At 64.4% G+C, this 16,100-nt stretch carries 16 protein-coding genes; 4 read left to right on the top strand and 12 right to left on the bottom strand.

All coding sequences use genetic code 11. From position 1 onward, the window contains the following. Positions 1-69: 69 nt before the first annotated feature. The 4 genes from JQ863_RS17775 to JQ863_RS17760 are packed head-to-tail and all read right to left on the bottom strand — an operon-like array spanning position 70 to position 3,321. Entirely contained in the window at positions 70-1,332 is a 1,263-nt protein-coding gene (locus JQ863_RS17775) for a molybdopterin-binding protein (RefSeq protein ID WP_204115684.1), read from the bottom strand. Beyond that, entirely contained in the window at positions 1,329-1,820 is a 492-nt protein-coding gene (gene mobB, locus JQ863_RS17770; RefSeq protein ID WP_204115683.1) for a molybdopterin-guanine dinucleotide biosynthesis protein B, read from the bottom strand. Before mobB ends, JQ863_RS17775 begins: the two co-directional genes overlap by 4 nt. After that, positions 1,817-2,437, bottom strand: a complete 621-nt coding sequence (gene mobA / locus JQ863_RS17765) for a molybdenum cofactor guanylyltransferase MobA (RefSeq protein WP_204115682.1) — start codon at positions 2,435-2,437, stop codon at positions 1,817-1,819. Before mobA ends, mobB begins: the two co-directional genes overlap by 4 nt. After that, entirely contained in the window at positions 2,434-3,321 is an 888-nt protein-coding gene (locus JQ863_RS17760; RefSeq protein WP_204115790.1) for a formate dehydrogenase accessory sulfurtransferase FdhD, read from the bottom strand. The genes mobA and JQ863_RS17760 overlap by 4 nt, the downstream gene beginning before the upstream one ends. A gap of 53 nt (positions 3,322-3,374) precedes the next feature. Between JQ863_RS17760 and JQ863_RS17755 the strand changes: the two genes are divergently transcribed. After that, positions 3,375-4,088, top strand: a complete 714-nt coding sequence (locus JQ863_RS17755) for an AzlC family ABC transporter permease (RefSeq protein WP_204115681.1) — start codon at positions 3,375-3,377, stop codon at positions 4,086-4,088. Beyond that, complete coding sequence (locus JQ863_RS17750; protein ID WP_204115680.1) at positions 4,085-4,411, top strand: AzlD domain-containing protein; 327 nt, start codon at positions 4,085-4,087, stop codon at positions 4,409-4,411. The genes JQ863_RS17755 and JQ863_RS17750 overlap by 4 nt, the downstream gene beginning before the upstream one ends. A 33-nt stretch (positions 4,412-4,444) precedes the next feature. On the opposite strand, the gene JQ863_RS17745 is transcribed toward JQ863_RS17750, so the two are convergent. From JQ863_RS17745 to JQ863_RS17725, 5 genes are all read right to left on the bottom strand, one after another. After that, the gene (locus tag JQ863_RS17745) at positions 4,445-5,071 is read right to left on the bottom strand and encodes a hypothetical protein (protein WP_204115679.1); all 627 of its coding nucleotides are present in this window, start codon (positions 5,069-5,071) and stop codon (positions 4,445-4,447) included. Positions 5,072-5,102: 31 nt separating this feature from the next. Continuing rightward, positions 5,103-5,237 carry an aa3-type cytochrome c oxidase subunit IV gene (locus JQ863_RS17740; RefSeq protein ID WP_204115678.1) on the bottom strand — a complete coding sequence of 45 codons (135 nt, stop codon included), beginning with the start codon at positions 5,235-5,237 and terminating at the stop codon, positions 5,103-5,105. A 91-nt stretch (positions 5,238-5,328) separates the two neighbouring features. Further along, the gene (locus tag JQ863_RS17735; RefSeq protein WP_204115789.1) at positions 5,329-5,787 is read right to left on the bottom strand and encodes a DUF6173 family protein; all 459 of its coding nucleotides are present in this window, start codon (positions 5,785-5,787) and stop codon (positions 5,329-5,331) included. Between the two features lie 16 nt (positions 5,788-5,803). Continuing rightward, positions 5,804-6,850, bottom strand: coding sequence for an MBL fold metallo-hydrolase (locus JQ863_RS17730; protein WP_204115677.1), 1,047 nt, complete (start codon positions 6,848-6,850; stop codon positions 5,804-5,806). Continuing rightward, positions 6,847-8,565: an acyl-CoA dehydrogenase gene (locus tag JQ863_RS17725; RefSeq protein ID WP_204115676.1), complete on the bottom strand. Its 1,719-nt coding sequence runs from the start codon at positions 8,563-8,565 to the stop codon at positions 6,847-6,849. The genes JQ863_RS17730 and JQ863_RS17725 overlap by 4 nt, the downstream gene beginning before the upstream one ends. 117 nt (positions 8,566-8,682) lie before the next feature. On the opposite strand from JQ863_RS17725, the gene JQ863_RS17720 reads away from it, so the two are divergent. Then, positions 8,683-9,621, top strand: a complete 939-nt coding sequence (locus JQ863_RS17720; protein WP_204115675.1) for an L-threonylcarbamoyladenylate synthase — start codon at positions 8,683-8,685, stop codon at positions 9,619-9,621. 15 nt (positions 9,622-9,636) lie between these two features. Here JQ863_RS17720 and JQ863_RS17715 read toward each other — a convergent pair whose 3' ends face one another. Beyond that, positions 9,637-10,215: a YqgE/AlgH family protein gene (locus tag JQ863_RS17715; protein WP_338055539.1), complete on the bottom strand. Its 579-nt coding sequence runs from the start codon at positions 10,213-10,215 to the stop codon at positions 9,637-9,639. 187 nt (positions 10,216-10,402) lie between these two features. Between JQ863_RS17715 and JQ863_RS17710 the strand changes: the two genes are divergently transcribed. Beyond that, on the top strand, positions 10,403-11,203 hold the full coding sequence (locus JQ863_RS17710; RefSeq protein WP_204115674.1) for a protein-disulfide reductase DsbD domain-containing protein: 801 nt from the start codon (positions 10,403-10,405) through the stop codon (positions 11,201-11,203). A 4-nt stretch (positions 11,204-11,207) separates the two neighbouring features. Here JQ863_RS17710 and JQ863_RS17705 read toward each other — a convergent pair whose 3' ends face one another. After that, a complete protein-coding gene (locus JQ863_RS17705; protein WP_239113568.1) occupies positions 11,208-14,606 on the bottom strand; it encodes an efflux RND transporter permease subunit in 3,399 nt (1,132 codons plus the stop codon). Between the two features lie 7 nt (positions 14,607-14,613). Next, positions 14,614-16,071: an efflux RND transporter periplasmic adaptor subunit gene (locus JQ863_RS17700; RefSeq protein ID WP_204115672.1), complete on the bottom strand. Its 1,458-nt coding sequence runs from the start codon at positions 16,069-16,071 to the stop codon at positions 14,614-14,616. Positions 16,072-16,100 lie beyond the last annotated feature (29 nt).

Here is a 16,100-nt window from a genome sequence, read left to right as displayed (position 1 = left end):
CTGATGTCATTCGCGCGCTTCATAACACGGGTGCGACCAAGGTCCAGACGGTTTGGGCCTCACACGCGTCTAAAGACCAAACGCGGCATAAGGCAGATAACGGACCAGTGTGCCGGGCGCGATCTCAGCGGCCTCGTCGGGCAATTCAACCAGCCCTTCGGCCCAGGAAAGCCCGCTGATCCGGCCCGACCCTTCCGAGCCGAAAACCTCGACCCGGCCATCCCGCAGCCGCGCCCGTAGGTATTCCCGGCGCCCCGGCTTCTTGGATTTGCTGAACGCGGCGGGCAGAAGCAGAGGTTCAGGCAAATTCCACCCCTCGCCAGCCAGCATCCCGAAGGCGGGGCGCGCAAAGATCAGCGCCGTCACCATCGCCGCGACCGGGTTCCCCGGCAGGCCAAACACCGGCGTGCCGTTCCACATCGCCAGCGCCAGCGGGCGGCCCGGCTTGATCGCAATGCGCCAATGCGACAAAGACCCGCTTTCCTTCAGCAGGGCCGAGACATGGTCCTCGTCCCCCGCCGACGCGCCGCCGGATGTCAGTATCACATCAGCAGCCGTGGACGCGGCATCCATCGCCGCCCGCAGACTGTCGCGGTCATCCGCCACGCGGCCCAGATCGACCGGGACAAAGCCCAGCCGTGCCGCCATCGCCAGAAGCATTGGCCGATTGGCGTCATAAATCTGGTCCGCGCGGGCTTTGGTCCCCGCCTCGGCCAACTCGTCCCCGGTCGAGATCACGCCAACCCGCAACGGCATCCGCACCTCGATCCGGTCCACCCCAACCGCCGTCATCAGCGCGATATCGGCAGGGGTCAGGCGGCGACCGACAGGCAGAATCTCGTCGCCGTCGTCCACATCCTCACCCGCGCGCCGCGTATTCGCCCCCGGTTTCAGCGGCCCGTGAAAGGCGATGTTCTGCCCGTCGGTGGCGATGTCCTCTTGCAGGATCACCGTGTCCACCCCCGCCGGGATCGTCGCCCCTGTCAGGATACGGATGGCGTGACCCGGTGGCACTGTGCCGGGGAACGGCTCACCCGCCGCCGAGCGACCTTCGACCAGCGGCATCCGGTTTGGCCCCGGCACGACCCCGGCATGGGCAAACCCATAGCCATCCACCGCCGAATTCGGCTGCGGCGGGTTGCTGCGGCCCGCGATTACCGGCACGGCCAGAATGCGACCCAGCCCATCGACGGCGCGGATCGTCTCAGTCCCGGTCACCGGCGCCAGCCTGTCCCGCAACGCCGCCAGCGCCTCATCGACCGGGGTCCAGTCGACACCAGGCGGCAGGGCGAAACAATCATTGGCCAGCGGCGGCGGGGTGAGGTCTGTCATGCGGCCAGATGCTCCTGAATGAAATCGGCAATCGCGCCGGTATCGTCGAGGTCAAACACAGGCCGATCCATATCCAGCGCCACGTCCGATGCAATGGCGAGGATCGTCGCATCGCCGGGCGCGATCAGCTCATGTCCGGCCACGGCGCGGTGGGTCTCGATCTTGGGGTGGTTTTCACGCTTGAACCCCTCGACCAGCACAAGGTCACAGGGCGACAGCCGCGCCAAGAGGTCATCCAGCCCCGGTTCCGCCGCGCCGCGCAGCTCATGCATCAGGGCCCAACGCCCGCCCGACGCCAGCATCACCTCCTGCGCGCCCGCCTCGCGGTGGCGATAGCTGTCGGTGCCCGGCTGGTCGGTATCAACCCCGTGATGCGTGTGCTTGATGGTCGAGACGGTCAGTCCCCGCGCGGTGAACTCGGCCACCAGCCGCTCCGTCAACCCGGTCTTGCCAGTGTTTTTCCAGCCAGTGATGCCAAAAACCTTCATACGTTTTGCCCCACCAATTCGCGGGCCAGCGCAAAGTCTTCGGGCGTATTGACATTGAAGAACGGGTCGATGCCGTCGACCGGAAACTCTGCCGTCCCCGCCCCGTGGCGGTCGGTCCAGATCACCACCTTGCGGATCCCCTCACCCAGCGCCGCGCGCAGGTCGTCGCGCAGGGCGACGGGCCACAGGCCAAATGTCGGCTGTCTCAGCAGCCCCCGTTTCGGATGCGGTGTCGCCGCCAGCGCCATCTGGTGCGGACGCCCCTCGGCGGCCAGCAACAGGCGCGGGACAAGGTCGCAGGGAAAGAACGGCGTGTCGGCGGCAGCGGTCACGATGGTCTCGGCGCCTTGCGCGGCGGCCCAGTCCAGCCCGGCCAAAACCCCCGCAAGCGGACCGGGAAAATCCGCGACACTGTCGGCAATCACCGGCAAGCCAAACTGTGCCAGCCGTGCCGGATCGCCGTTGGCATTAAGCGCCAGCCCCGCAACCTGCGGTGCCAGCCGGTCAATCACGCGGGACAGGATCGGCTGGCCCTCAAGCTCAAGAAGCCCCTTGTCGCCGCCGCCCATCCGGGTCGCCTGCCCCCCGGCCAGGATCACCCCCAATGGCTGTTTCATTCCGCCCCCTTGCGCCGGTGTTTGCGGTCCTCATCCGGCAGGCTCTCGGGGTCGATGTCGCGGTTCAGCCGATGCTCTCCGGCAAGACAGATGAACCGCTTGCCCCGCATCCGCCCGATCAGCGTCAGGTCGACCTGACGCGCGATGTCGACGCCCCATGCGGTAAACCCGGACCGCGACGCCAGCACGGGTATCCCCATCAGCGCCGTCTTGATCACCATTTCCGAGGTCAGCCGCCCGGTGGTGTAAAGCATCTTGTCCGCACCCGAGACACCTTCGCGGTACATCCACCCCGCGATCTTGTCGACCGCGTTGTGGCGCCCGACATCCTCCATGTAGACCAATGGCCGCCCGCCCTGACACAGGACCGAGCCATGGATCGCCCCGGCCTCAAGATAGAGCGACGGGGTGCGATTGACCGTCGCCGCGACGTGATAAAGCTCGGACGTGCGGATCACCGAGGGCGGCAGGGTCGTGTCCTCAAGGCCTTCCATCATGTCGCCAAAGACAGTGCCCACGGCACAACCGGATGTGCGGGTCTTTTTCTTTAACTTTTCCTCGTGATCGGTCTGCGTCTTTGTACGCACAACGACCGTTTCAAGCTCGTCATCGTAATCGACCGCCGTCACCACATCGCCATCCGACAACATGCGCTGGTTCCGCAGAAACCCAAGCGCCAGATATTCGGGATAGTCCCCGATGCTCATCGCGGTCACGATTTCCTGGCTGTTGAGAAAGATCGTCAGCGGGCGTTCCTCGATCACCGGGATGCTTGTGGGCGTCCCGTCCTGATCGGTGCCCTGCACCGCGCGCGTCAGTCCCGGCGCCGCCGGGTCCGGGGCGATCACGAAGTCGCTGAGGTCATCAAGCGTCGGCAATTGCATCTCCTCATGGGCCGCGATAGGCCGGGTCTTAGCGAACAATCTACGGTCATGCCATGTCGTCTTCCAGTTCCAAATCTGTCTTCTGGCGCGGGGTCCGCGACGGGATGCCCTTCACACTGGTGATCGCGCCTTTTGCGGTGCTGTTCGGCGTGGTTGCGACCGAGGCCGGCCTCAATGTGTTCGAAGTCCTGTCCTTCTCGGTCGTGGTGATCGCGGGGGCCGCGCAGTTCACCGCATTGCAATTGATGCAGGAAAACGCGCCTACCGTCGTGGTCCTTGCCTCGGCCCTTGCCGTGAACCTGCGGCTGGCGATGTATTCGGCGTCTCTGGTCCCCTATCTGGGCAAGGCTCCGCTGTGGCAACGGGCATTGGTGGCCTATCTGACCGTCGATCAATCCTATGCCACGGCGATGATCAAATACGAAAACGAACCCGAGATGCCGCTGAACGAAAAGGTGCGCTATTTCATCGGCTGCGTCATCCCGGTGGTGACGGTCTGGTACATCACCAGCATGATCGGCGCTCTGGTGGGAACGGCGTTGCCGGATGGACTGGCCATCGACTTTGCCGTGCCGATCACCTTCCTTGCCCTGACCGCGCCAATGCTGCGGACGCTGGCGCATGTGGCGGCGGCGCTGGTCGCAGTCGCCACCGCACTGGTCTTTGCCTTTCTGCCCTATAACCTTGGCCTGATCGTCGCGGGGATCGCCGGAATGATGACTGGCGCGCAGGTCGAACTGTGGATGACCCGGAGGGCCGCGCCATGATCGACAATTACAATATCTGGCTCATCATCATCGTCATGGGGCTGGGCAGTTTCGGCCTGCGCTTCGTATTCCTCGGCCTCGTCGGAGACCGCCCCCTGCCCGACTGGGTGATCCGGCACCTGCGCTATACCGCAGTAGCGATCCTGCCCGCGCTAGTCGCGCCGCTGGTGGTCTGGCCCGATGCCACCAGCGGTCATCTTGACCCCGCGCGCATGGCGGCAGCAATCGCGACCCTTGGGGTCGGGCTTTGGAGCCGCAATGTTCTGGCGGCAATCGCGGCGGGTGTGGTGGTGCTTTACGCCGGGCTCTGGCTGACGGTCTGATCCTGTCACAGGCCGACGGGCTTGACGTGCGGCCTAGCTGTCTTTCTTGACCAGCGACGGATCAAATTCGCGCAGCGCCTTGGACTTGTCGTCCTCGTCATACTCATAGAGCCGCTCGAAACTTGCGCCCTTCGCTTCGAAAGCATCCATCAGTTTCAGCGGCGAATAGCTGGGCTTGATGTCTTCGAACCCCGGAACCGTGGACAGGATCTGCGACGTCGACATGGCACAATGCGCCTCGGCGACGGCGCCATAGGCCTGGACCTTGCGCAGCGTCATTTCCGCAACCTCGGCGCTGACGGGAAGTTTCTGGACAACCACGTGGAACGTCTCGCGCGCATGGTAGCGCGTATAGAAATCCACCATGTAGGGGGTCATGCCGTAAACCACGTCGTCCCGCGCCACGATCCCGTCGGCACGGAAAGACCCGGCCGGATCCCAGGCCACGCGCTGAGACGCGTTGATCAGCAACGAGGTATGTGCACCGCTGCCCGACCGGTTCGAGATCATCGTATAAAGTGTCAGGCTGGGCTGCCCGCCATGATGATAGGCCGCGCGTGCGATCTCATCCGCGCTGGCCCCGCCCTTGCCCGGTACCGCACAGGCGCCAAGCAGAGACAAGGACACCAACACGGCGCACAGACGCAGGACTAGGGCCATGACCGGGCCTCCGGCAAATTGTGGAAATGGCTTAGCTGTTGACCAGCGCCAGGAAGATCAGGATGCCAATCGACGCGGCGGCCACCCAGGTCGCTGCCTTGATGAAGCCCGCAAAGGTCTTTTCCTGGACTTCGATGTTCATTTCGCCGTGCTTGTATTCAGCCATGATCGCGTTCCCTCGATACGTTTTTCCGCTCAATACCTGATATGAAACGGGCTGTCACCACGTCAATGGCGCACAGTGTCTTTCACCGTTGTCAGTCGCCGTTTGCAGATTGTTCCAACCCCGCCGCCAGCCGGAAACCGATCCGGTTCGGCGCATCGGTTTCGTGGACGATCGGCAAGGCGCGCAGCATGACGTTCAACTGGCTGACGTGCTGAACAAGCTGGGTTTTCACCCCGTTTGCATCCGAGCCGTAGAAGGTCACGATATCGGGATCGAAAAAGCCCATGCCCTCGATCCTGAGAACCCCGGCATCCCCGCCAGTAAAACCCATCGCAACCTCGTGTTCATTGTCCAGCTGCTGCTCAAAGTTCTGGATATAGAGAATCAGCCGCTCATAGGCCCATTCCGCCGGGCTTTTCTGCGACACCGGACGGGTGGTGACGGCACAGGGTTCGTCATCGCAAACCGCGCCATCGGTGCGCACCTCGTATCGGCGCGGAAGCACGTCCCGCTCTGCGGCCTCGGCAGTGGTTTCAATCTCGTCTCCCATCATCGTCGTGGCCCCCTCAGCCCATCTTCTGCCACAGGAACGCGCCATCGTCGCGGCGCGTGCGGCTGACTTCTCCGACATGATAGAGATGGTTCAGATGGGCGAAAGCTTCAACCAGTGCCAGCCCATATTCCGTCTTGCCGATCTTGCGCTTGAACAGGGGCGGAAAACACTCGCCGGCAGTTTTGGGCGTGTCGAGGTGCCCGGCAAGCCGTTTCAGCGCGCCGTGATGGTTGTCGATCAACTGCCGCATTCGCGTCGGCATTCCGGTAAACGGCAGCTTGTGCCCGCCCAGCGCCAGATGTTCGGGCCGTGCCAGCCGCGCCAGCCGTTCGCAGGATTCCAGCCAGTCGGCGACGGGGTCGGCCTCGGGTTCGGTGGCATAGACACCGATGTTCGAGCTGATCGAAGGCAGGATCTGGTCGCCGCTGATGACAAGGTTGTCATTGCGGCTCCAGAATGTCGCGTGTTCCGGCGCGTGGCCATTGCCGATATGGACATGCCATTCGCGCCCGCCCATCGCGATGATGTCATCCTGCTTGATGCGCCGGAACCCCAAGGGCATCGGCGCCACCACGTCCGAGAAGTTGAAAGGACGTTCGGATGCACGCTGGGCAAAGATGTCCTCGTCCATCCCGGCGCTGCGATAGAAATTCAGCGTCTCCTGCGTCGGCACCGCCTGCACGTCCAGGGACAGCATCCGCGCAAACAGCCAAGCGGTGCGGGTGGTCCATAACTCGGCGCCATGCTCGGACTGGAACCAGCCCGCCAGCCCGACGTGATCGGGATGGTGATGGGTCACAACGACACGACCCACCGGCTTGCCAGCCAGTGGGCCCTTCAGGATCGTTTCCCAGATCCCGCGACTGCGTTTCGAGGCGAAACCGGTGTCGATAATGGTCCAGCTGTCGCCCTCGTCCAACGCGTAGACGTTGACGTGGTCCAGCGCCATCGGAAGCGGCAGGCGGAACCACAGGATGCCGTCCGCCACCTCGATCGCCTCGCCCTCGGCGGGCGGTTCGTCCCACGGATAACGAATGCCTGCCTCGGGTGCCCTGCTCATGCTGACAGATCGTCGATGCTGAGCGCGTAGAGGTCGGATGCGCCTTCGGTGGCATGGGCCAGCAGCCCGGCATGCTCCGGCAACAGGCGGTTGACATAGAACCGCGCCAGCCGGGTGCGCGGACCGTCGCCGCCCTCGGCCATGGCCGCCTTCAGGTGGAAATGCCCACCCAGCACGCGGGCAAAGGCGCGCAGGAACGGCACCGCACCGGCAAACCGTTCATTCATGTCGCCCTGCTCCAGCATCCATTCGACGCCTTCGCGCAGGGTCTCGGTCGCCTGCCAGACGGGTTCGGCCAGTTCCGGCATGGTGCCACGGGCGGTCTCGGCATGTTCCTCGATCTCGTCCAGAATCAGGTTCGCCGCCTCGCCCTTGTCCATCAGCTTGCGGCCGACAAGGTCCATCGCCTGAATGCCGTTGGTGCCCTCATAGATCGCGGTGACGCGCACGTCGCGGCAGAATTGCGCCGCGCCGGTTTCCTCGATGAAGCCCATGCCGCCATGCACCTGCACGCCGGTCTCGGCAACGGCGATCCCGGTGTCGGTGCCAAACGCCTTGGCAATCGGGGTCAGGAAGGCCGCCCGCGATTTCCACGCCTTGTCGCCGGTCGCATGGCCCATGTCGATGGCCACCGCGCAGGACAGCGCAATCGCGCGGGCCGCGAACAGGTCCGCCTTCATCGTCGCCAGCATCCGGCGCACGTCGGCGTGATCGACAATCGTGCCGGTCCCACCTTCGACCGGGGTGCGGCCCTGCTTGCGGTCCAGCGCATAGGCCAGCGCGTGCTGATAGGCGCCCTCGGCGATGCCGATCCCCTGAACGCCAACACCCAGGCGGGCGTTGTTCATCATGGTGAACATGGCGCGCATACCGTCATGTTCCTCGCCGACAAGCCAACCTTTGGCGCCGTCATATTCCATCACAGCCGTGGGCGAGCCATGCAGCCCCATCTTGTGTTCCAGGCTGACCACTTTCAGCGAATTCGCCACGCCGGGATTGCCGTTCTCATCCGGCAGGTTGCGCGGCACCAGGAACAGCGAAATCCCCTTGGTCCCCTCAACGCCGTCCGGCAGGCGGGCAAGAACAAGGTGGCAGACGTTCTCGGTAAAGTCGTTGTCACCCCACGAGATGAAAATCTTCTGGCCGCTCACCGAATAGGTGCCGTCGCCATTGGGTTCCGCCTTCGAGCGCAGCGCGCCCACATCCGATCCGGCCTGCGGCTCGGTCAGGTTCATCGTGCCCGACCACTCGCCCGACACCAGCTTGGGCAGGAACATCGCCTTGACCTCATCGCTGGCGTGGTTTTCCAGCGCCTCGATCTGGCCCTGCGTCATCAGCGGGTTCAGTTGCAGCGACAGGTTTGCCGCCGACATCATCTCGTTGACCACGGTGGTCACGGTCATCGGCAGGCCCATGCCGCCAAACTCGGGATCGGCCGAGGTCGAGACCCAGCCGCCTTCCTTAATCTGCTCATAGGCAGCGGCAAATCCGGGCGATGTGCGCACCACACCGTTTTCCAGCACCGCCGGGGTCAGGTCCCCGTTGCGGCGGGCGGGTTCCAGCACCTCTTCGCACATGCGTCCGGCTTCACCCAGAATGGCGGTCACGAGGTCCTTGTCGGCCTCGGCGAACTTTTCGGTCTGGGACAGGGCCTGGAAATCGACGATATTGTCGAACAGGAAGGTATAGTCGGGCAGCGGCGCGCGATAAGGCATGGCGGGCTCCTGGTGTATTGGCTTTGCGGTCAGGCGCTTGTATTGAGCGATTTGCCTCAAGGTAAAGGTCCGGCCCCGACGCCGGAAGCGAAACGCAACGTCACGGGAGATACCCGCGTGGATACGGAAACTCTGGGACCGGACGAAGACGGGCTGTCCCGCGCGGCGGAAATCCTGACCGGGGGCGGGCTGGTCGCCTTTCCCACCGAAACCGTATACGGGCTTGGCGGAGACGCCAAAAACGACCATGCGGTGGCGCGGATTTTCGCGGCCAAGAACCGGCCCACGTTCAACCCGCTGATCGTGCATGTCGCCGATGTCGACACCGCGAAACGTTACGTCAGTTGGAATGACGCCGCCGAAATCCTGACAACCGCCTTCTGGCCGGGCCCGCTGACGCTGGTGCTGCCGATCCGCGACGATTCGGGATTATCGGAACTGGTGACCTCGGGACTGCCGTCGCTGGCGGTGCGCGTCCCTGCGCATCCCGCCTTCCGTTCCTTGCTCAAGGCATTTGGCGGCCCGCTTGCGGGCCCGTCGGCAAACCCGTCGGGCCGGATCTCTCCCACCAGCGCCGACCATGTGATTGCGGGGCTTGCGGGCAAGATCGACGCGGTTCTGGATGGCGGCCCCTGCGAGGTTGGGCTGGAATCGACCATCATCGGCCTGACCGACACTCCGGTCCTGCTGCGCCCGGGCGGACTGCCCGTCGAAGCAGCCGAGGCTGCGCTTGGGTATCCGCTGGGCCGTCACAATGACGGCGACCCCCTGGTCGCACCGGGACAGATGACCTCACACTATGCCCCCGGCGCCCCGGTGCGGCTGAACGTGACCGAGCCCCGCGAAAATGAAGTTCTGCTGGGATTTGGCCACGTGACCTGTGACCTGAACCTCTCGGAAAGCGGCGACCTGACCGAGGCTGCGGCGAATCTGTTTGGATACCTGCACAGGTTGGATGAAACCGGCGCGCCCATCGCCGTTTCCCCGATCCCCGATCACGGGCTGGGCCGCGCGATCAACGACCGCCTTCGCCGCGCCGCCGCGCCGCGTCCCTGACGAAAAGCAATCCGCTCAGGCGTGACCAGCCGTTGCCGACAGCATCAGCGCGCTGACCCCGATGCTTTCCAGCGCCGCTTCCCATTTGCGGTCATTGGCCCGGTCAAAGACCAGTTCCAGCGACGCATCGCAGGTCAGCCAGCCATTGGCGGCGATCTCATCCTCAAGCTGCCCCGGCCCCCAGCCGGCATAACCCAGCGCCATCAGCGCCCGCGACGGGCCATTGCCCTGCCCCATCTCTTCCAGCACATCCAGCGTCGCGGTCATGGCAAACTCTTCGTTCACCATCAGCGTCGAAAGATCCGAGCGGTAATCAGTGCCATGCAGCACGAAACCCCGGCTGCTTTCCACCGGCCCGCCAAAATGCAAGGGCGCCGAACCGGGGCGCGGCTGGCAGGGGATTTCCAGCTGATCCAACAGGGATTTAAAGCTCATCCCCGGCACCAGCTTGTTCACGATCAGCCCCATCGCACCCGTTTCGGAATGGGCACACAGGTAAACCAGTGAATTGGCAAATCGCGGATCGCCCATGCCGGGCATCGCTATCAGAAGGCGGCCGGTCAGGTCAAGTTGCTCTGTCTTGTCTTCAGTCACGCGCGGGAACCCTCGCTTTCAGCGTTGTTCATACCTTGCCTTTTCAAGATGATACCCAGCCGCCCCGGACGCAAGCCCCCCTGCGCCGCAGGTTTCAGAATCGTCGCATATTCTCGCCCGAATGTGAGTTGGCATTTACCGCGCGATAGCCCATGTCTGGGACATGTTTCAAAAACGTGTCTCCATAATGGCCCGTGTATTGGCCTGTGCGCTTGCTGCCCTCATCTCGGTTCCTGCGACCGTGATGGCCCAAAGCTTTGACCGGGTGGTATCGGCCAATATCCTTCCGGGGTGGCGCAATGGCGACGGCAGTCACATGGCCGGGCTTGAGATTCAGCTGAACCCCGGCTGGAAGACCTATTGGCGCGCACCGGGCGATGCAGGCGTTCCGCCACTTTTTGAATGGTCCGGCGCCAATATCGCCGGGGTCGAGGTGATCTGGCCGACGCCCGAAGTGTTTTCCCAGAACGGCATGAACTCTGTCGGCTACAAGCAAACCGTGGTTTTGCCGGTCAGAATCACGCCCCGCGACAAAAGCCAGGCGATCCGGCTGGACGGTGATTTGAACATTGGCGTCTGCCGCGACATCTGCGTGCCACAGGATCTGCACGTATCGGCGCACCTGCCCGCCAAAGGCAAACGAGATGCTCGGATTGCGGGCGCGCTGGCCGACCGCCCCCTGACGGCAAAAGAGGCCGGCGTACGCGACGTGACCTGCCGCATCTCTCCGACACTGGACGGGCTTGCCATCGAAACCCGCGTCGACATGCCCAGCGCCGGCGGCGCCGAGGTCATGGTGATCGAGGCCGGCGATCCACAAATCTGGGTGGCCGAAGCCAAGACCCGGCGGAACGGTGGAACACTGATGGCCAAAAGCGAAATGATGCACGTCTCGGGACGCGCCTTTGTCCTTGATCGGTCCGCGATCCGCGTCACCGTTCTGGGCCAGCGCCAGGCGGTCGATATCAAGGGATGCCGCGCCGGATAAACGGTCAGGTCAGGGCGTGCCGGCGGCGACGCAGCAACGCGATCAGAACCGCCGAGGCGACAAAAACCAACAGCGCGATCACCGCCGCACCGATGACAAACAGCGCCAGCGCGGGCAGCACGCCCGCCAGTGCCCCCGACAGTCCGGTGGCCGCGGTCAGCAGCGGGTGCATGGCACCGGTCACAATCGCATAACCCAGGGTCAGCGCCCCCCACCCCGCCGTGGCCAGCGCCGCCAGAATCACCGGAACCCGCACACCCTGCGCCCGCAGCCCGCGCCGGAACGCCACCGCCTGACGGCTGACGTCGGCCTGCACCGCGATCAGCGCAGGCACCACGACCAGCACCAGCACCATGCCAAACCCCAGCCCATAGACCAGCGTGATCACGGTCGGTTTCAGGAACTGCGCCTGTTGCGAACGCTCGAACAACAGCGGCATCAGCCCCAGAACTGTCGTCATCGTGGTCAACATCACCGGCCGCAGCCGGTCCGCCGTGCCATCAAGGATCGACGGCAACAGCCCGCGATCTTTGGCATAGTCGTCAATGGTCGTCACCAGAACGATTGAATCGTTGATGATGATCCCGGTCATGCCCAGCAAGCCGACGACCGTAAACATCGACATCGGCAGGTCATGCACCCAATGGCCAAAAATCGTCCCGACCAGCCCGAAAGGTATGATCGCCATCACCACGACGGGTCGCGTCCAGCTTGAAAACACCCAGGCCAGCACAAGGTAGATCCCGACAAGGCACATGGCGAAACCGAAAGTGGCATCGGTCAGGAAATCGCCCTCTTGCTCGGCCAGCCCTGCCAGCCGCCATTCAACCTGCTGTTCCTCGGCGATGCGCGGCAGGATGTCCGTGCGCAGCGCAGTCATGATCTCTTCGGCGCGCACCGGGTCGTCCTCGGAAATGTCCCCCGTGACCGAGATCACCCGCACCCCGTTTTCCCGCCGCACGGTCGAGAACCCCGACCGGCGTTCGACCGTAACGATGTCGGCCAGCGGCACATATTGCCCACCTGCAGCACGCATCAGGCTGCCTTCCAGGAAATCGGCGTTCAATTCGCCATCCGGCAACTGCACCCGAATCTCCGCCGTACGCGGGCCCGACGGGTAAGTCGCGGCCTCAAGCCCGTTCAGACGGTGCCGCAGCACCCGGCCCAGACCTTCGACGTTGAAGCCCAGCGCCTGCCCCTGCGGGGTCAGTTCAAGGATCAGTTCTTCCTTGTCATAGGCAAGATTGTCCTCGACCGCCGACACCTCGGGGAACCGGACCAGCGCATCCTTCAGCGCCTCGGACGCCGCCTTCAACACATCGCTGTCGGCACCAAAGAACTGCACATCCAGCGCCTCGCCCCCCGGCCCTGACCGCCAGCCCCGGAAGGACACGGTTTCGGCCAGCGGATGCTGCACGACGCGGTCCTGTAACTCGGCGACAAAGGCAAAGCTGGAATAGGGCCGCAGGTCCGCGTCGATCAACTCGATCGCGATACCGCCCAGCAGATCGCCATCCTTGGCTTCGGACCCATAAAGCGGACGGCCCGAGTTGCCGCCGATCTCGGCCAGCACGAAATCAATCGGATTGCGGCCATAGCGGTCTTCGTATTCGCGGCCCAGTTCTTCGACCGCACGCTGCATCTCGCGCATCTGGGCGAAGGAATCCTCGCGCGTCGCAGACGGCAGCATGGCAAAGTTCCCGGTGACCGAGCCGCGTTCCGGCGCGTTCCAGAACCGCCATTGCACGTCGCCCTTGATGAACAGGACCGATTGCGAGGCTAGGATCAGCACCGCGAAGGCCAGAACCGGATAACGCGCCCAGACCACAAGACGCATGACCGGGCGGAACACGTTTTCGCGGTACCAGCGGAACCCGGTATTCACGACACGGCTGGGAATGTCGTACCAATGTTCCTTGGCCGTGTGATGCAGGGCGTGCGCCATGTGATGCGGCAGGATCAGGAAACACTCGATCAGCGACGCCAGAAGCACCACGATCACGGTAAAGGGAATGTCGGCGATCAGGTTGCCGAAATGCCCGCTGACGAAGGTCAGGCTGAAGAAGGCGATCACCGTGGTCAGGGTGGCGGAAAAGACTGGCATCGCCATGCGGCGGGCAGCATTTTCGGCTGCGGTGAACGGCGCCTCGCCCAGCCTGCGGGCGCGCATGTCGGCATGTTCGCCGACGACGATGGCGTCATCGACCACGATACCCAGCGTGATGATAAGCCCGAACAGCGACACCATGTTGATCGTCAGCCCGGCAACATACATGAACGCAATCGCGGCCAGCATGGCCACCGGAATCCCCATCGCAACCCAGAAGGCGGTGCGCGCGTTGAGGAACAGGAACAACAACACCAAGACCAGCGCCAGCCCAGTCAGCCCGTTGTCCAGCAGGATGTTCAAACGGCCCGTGATCGCCTCGGCCCGTGTGCGGATCAGGTCCAGAGTCACGCCTTCGGGCAGCGTGACCTGCATTTCGGCCGCAACCCGCTCTACCGTGCGCTGGATGCCAATAGCGTCGCCCTTGTCGCTGCGGTCCACCCGGATCGAGATGGCCGGGTTTTCACCCACGTAATAGGCGCGGTTGCGGTCGATGCCCTCGACCGTGATTGCGGCGACGTCGCCGACAGTCAGCGTGGTGCCGTCGGGATTGGACCGCAGGATAATGTCGGAAATCTCGCGCGCACTGCGCTTCTCGGTGCCCATGCGCACACGGGCCGAGGCACTGTCGACGTCGCCAGCAGGGTTGGCATCGACCTCGGCGGCGATGGCCTGCGCGATCTCGGCCATGGTGATGTCATAGGTAATCAGCTTGACCGACGGCACCTCGACCAGCGTGCGCGGCGCGGCAAGGCCGCGGATCGTGGTGCGCGTGACCCCTTCGGCAAAAAGCCGGGTCAGGAACTCATCTGCAAACCGCCCCAGCTGATCGACTGCCACCGGGCCGGTGATGACCACATCCGTCACCCGGTCACGCCACGCACCGCGCCGGACCTGGGGATCGTCGGCATCCTCGGGCAGGGTCGAAATCGTGTCCACCGCGGTCTGCACGTCATCCGCCGCCCGCGCCATGTCCCAGCCCGGTTCGAATTCAAGCGATATCCTTGCGCTCCCTTCGGTCGATCGCGCCTCGGAACTGGCGACCCCCTCAACCGCAAGCAGCGCAGGTTCAAGCACCTGCACAATCGCCGCGTCCACGTCATCGGCGCCGGCCCCGTCCCACGCGACCGAGACCGAAACGCTGTCGACAATCACGTCGGGAAAGAATTGCGCGCGCATCCGGGGCGTCGCGGCAAGCCCGGCAACGATCATCAGGATCAAAAGCAGGTTCGCCGCCGTGCGGTGGCGCGTAAAATAGGACAACAGCCCCTGCGCCGGTCCGGGTATGCCGCGCATCACCACGTCAGCCCCCCATCCGGGCTTCGATCCGCTCGACCATCTGCGCCGGGACGCGGGGTTGCGCCAGCTGGCCAAGGATACGCTGCTTGGCCTCGTCGGGAATGCGGTCGTTGGCCTCGACAAAGGCAACCAGCTTGGCCCGGCGTTCCTCGCTCAGTTCCAGCGTGGCCGGGGCCTCGGGCGCAGTGCCATCGTCGGGGCGCAGCGGTTTGACGCGGATGCCCGCCCCTAAAAGCGGGGTCCGCCGGGTCACGACCTCACGCCCCGCCAGCCCGGTCGCACGGACCAGAACGTCATCACCCTGCCGCCGCAGAAGCGACACGGGCAGCGCCTCAAGCCGGTCGCCTTCGCCCAGAACCAGCACCTCGTTGGCAGCGTTCAGTGCCGCCGCAGGAAGCTGCACAACATTGTCGAGCGGCGGTTCGGCCACGCGCACCGTGACATAGTCACCCGGTTTCAACCCGCGAGACTGGTCCAGATGGGCAAACAGCTGCCGCCCCGACTGCCCCTGCCCCACCGACGCGCTGTCGCGGGTCACCGTGCCGTTTGCGGCCAGGTCCAGCCCAAGCACATCAAGCGTCACCAGCACGGTCACCGGCTTCAGCGCGCCGCTTTCATCCAGCAGTCGCGCATATTGCGGCGTCGACAGTCGGAACGCCACTTCCAGTGCATCCGGGTCGATCAGCTTGGCCAGTCGTTCATTCACGGTCACCAGCCCGCCCTCGATCACCGCGACCTCGGACAGGGTCCCGGCAAACTCGGCCCGGATCTCGGTGTCACGAAGACGCCGCTTGGCCTCGGACAGCCCTATCCGCGCGCGCTGAAGGCGGGTCGCGGCCTGATCCACACGCGCTTCGGCCTGCGCCAGCGCCTGACGGCGCGACAGCACCTGTTGCCGCGCGCTGGCGGCGGCCAGGTCTGCCGCCTCCACCGCGGCCTCTGTCCCAACCCCGCGTTTGCGCAGATCATCCTGGCGTGCCGCGGCCCGCGCCCGCAGGTCGGACTGCACCTCGGCGGCGGCAAGGTCATCGCGTGCTAGGATCAGGGCGCGATCCGCGTCGCGCACCTCTGCCTCGGCATCAAGAAGGTCGTTCTGCACCTTTTCCAGCGCCGATTGCGCATCCGCCGGGTCGATCTGCACCAGAACGTCCCCCGCCTGCACGTGACCGCCCTCTTCGAACTGCGGCGACAGTGCGATCACCGTGCCGCTGGTCGCGGCGCGGATATCCAGCGTCCTGCGGCTGCGGATTTCGCCATAGGCCGTCAGTTCGGGCGTAACCGTTCCCGGCACCGCCCTGACCACGTTCACCGCAAAGATGCGTTCACGCCCCTCGGGACGGATCGACTGGCGCTCCATCCGGGCTTCGACCGCAGATTTGATCATGTACCCGGCATAGAGCAGCGTCCCCACCGTCACGGACAGCAGGAACAACCCCATCAGGCTTTGTCGCAGGAACCTCATTACCGGTCGATCTCTCTTGTTCGGGCCGG

The organism is Shimia biformata, assembly GCF_016888515.1.
GTDB classification, from domain to species: domain Bacteria; phylum Pseudomonadota; class Alphaproteobacteria; order Rhodobacterales; family Rhodobacteraceae; genus Shimia_A; species Shimia_A biformata.
Note: the sequence above shows the minus strand (reverse complement) of the source record. Positions and strands in the feature narration are given on the sequence as shown.

Excerpts from the sequence above, each read along its gene's own strand:
- JQ863_RS17735 (WP_204115789.1), bottom strand. The coding sequence starts at position 5,787 with ATGGGAGACGAGATTGAAACCACTGCCGAGGCCGCAGAGCGGGACGTG.
- JQ863_RS17710 (WP_204115674.1), top strand. The coding sequence starts at position 10,403 with ATGGCCCGTGTATTGGCCTGTGCGCTTGCTGCCCTCATCTCGGTTCCT.
- mobA (WP_204115682.1), bottom strand. The coding sequence starts at position 2,437 with ATGAAACAGCCATTGGGGGTGATCCTGGCCGGGGGGCAGGCGACCCGG.
- JQ863_RS17700 (WP_204115672.1), bottom strand. The coding sequence starts at position 16,071 with ATGAGGTTCCTGCGACAAAGCCTGATGGGGTTGTTCCTGCTGTCCGTG.
- JQ863_RS17740 (WP_204115678.1), bottom strand. The coding sequence starts at position 5,237 with ATGGCTGAATACAAGCACGGCGAAATGAACATCGAAGTCCAGGAAAAG.
- JQ863_RS17730 (WP_204115677.1), bottom strand. The coding sequence starts at position 6,850 with ATGAGCAGGGCACCCGAGGCAGGCATTCGTTATCCGTGGGACGAACCG.
- JQ863_RS17725 (WP_204115676.1), bottom strand. The coding sequence starts at position 8,565 with ATGCCTTATCGCGCGCCGCTGCCCGACTATACCTTCCTGTTCGACAAT.
- JQ863_RS17755 (WP_204115681.1), top strand. The coding sequence starts at position 3,375 with ATGTCGTCTTCCAGTTCCAAATCTGTCTTCTGGCGCGGGGTCCGCGAC.
- JQ863_RS17760 (WP_204115790.1), bottom strand. The coding sequence starts at position 3,321 with ATGCAATTGCCGACGCTTGATGACCTCAGCGACTTCGTGATCGCCCCG.
- JQ863_RS17750 (WP_204115680.1), top strand. The coding sequence starts at position 4,085 with ATGATCGACAATTACAATATCTGGCTCATCATCATCGTCATGGGGCTG.
- JQ863_RS17705 (WP_239113568.1), bottom strand. The coding sequence starts at position 14,606 with ATGCGCGGCATACCCGGACCGGCGCAGGGGCTGTTGTCCTATTTTACG.
- JQ863_RS17775 (WP_204115684.1), bottom strand. The coding sequence starts at position 1,332 with ATGACAGACCTCACCCCGCCGCCGCTGGCCAATGATTGTTTCGCCCTG.
- JQ863_RS17745 (WP_204115679.1), bottom strand. The coding sequence starts at position 5,071 with ATGGCCCTAGTCCTGCGTCTGTGCGCCGTGTTGGTGTCCTTGTCTCTG.
- mobB (WP_204115683.1), bottom strand. The coding sequence starts at position 1,820 with ATGAAGGTTTTTGGCATCACTGGCTGGAAAAACACTGGCAAGACCGGG.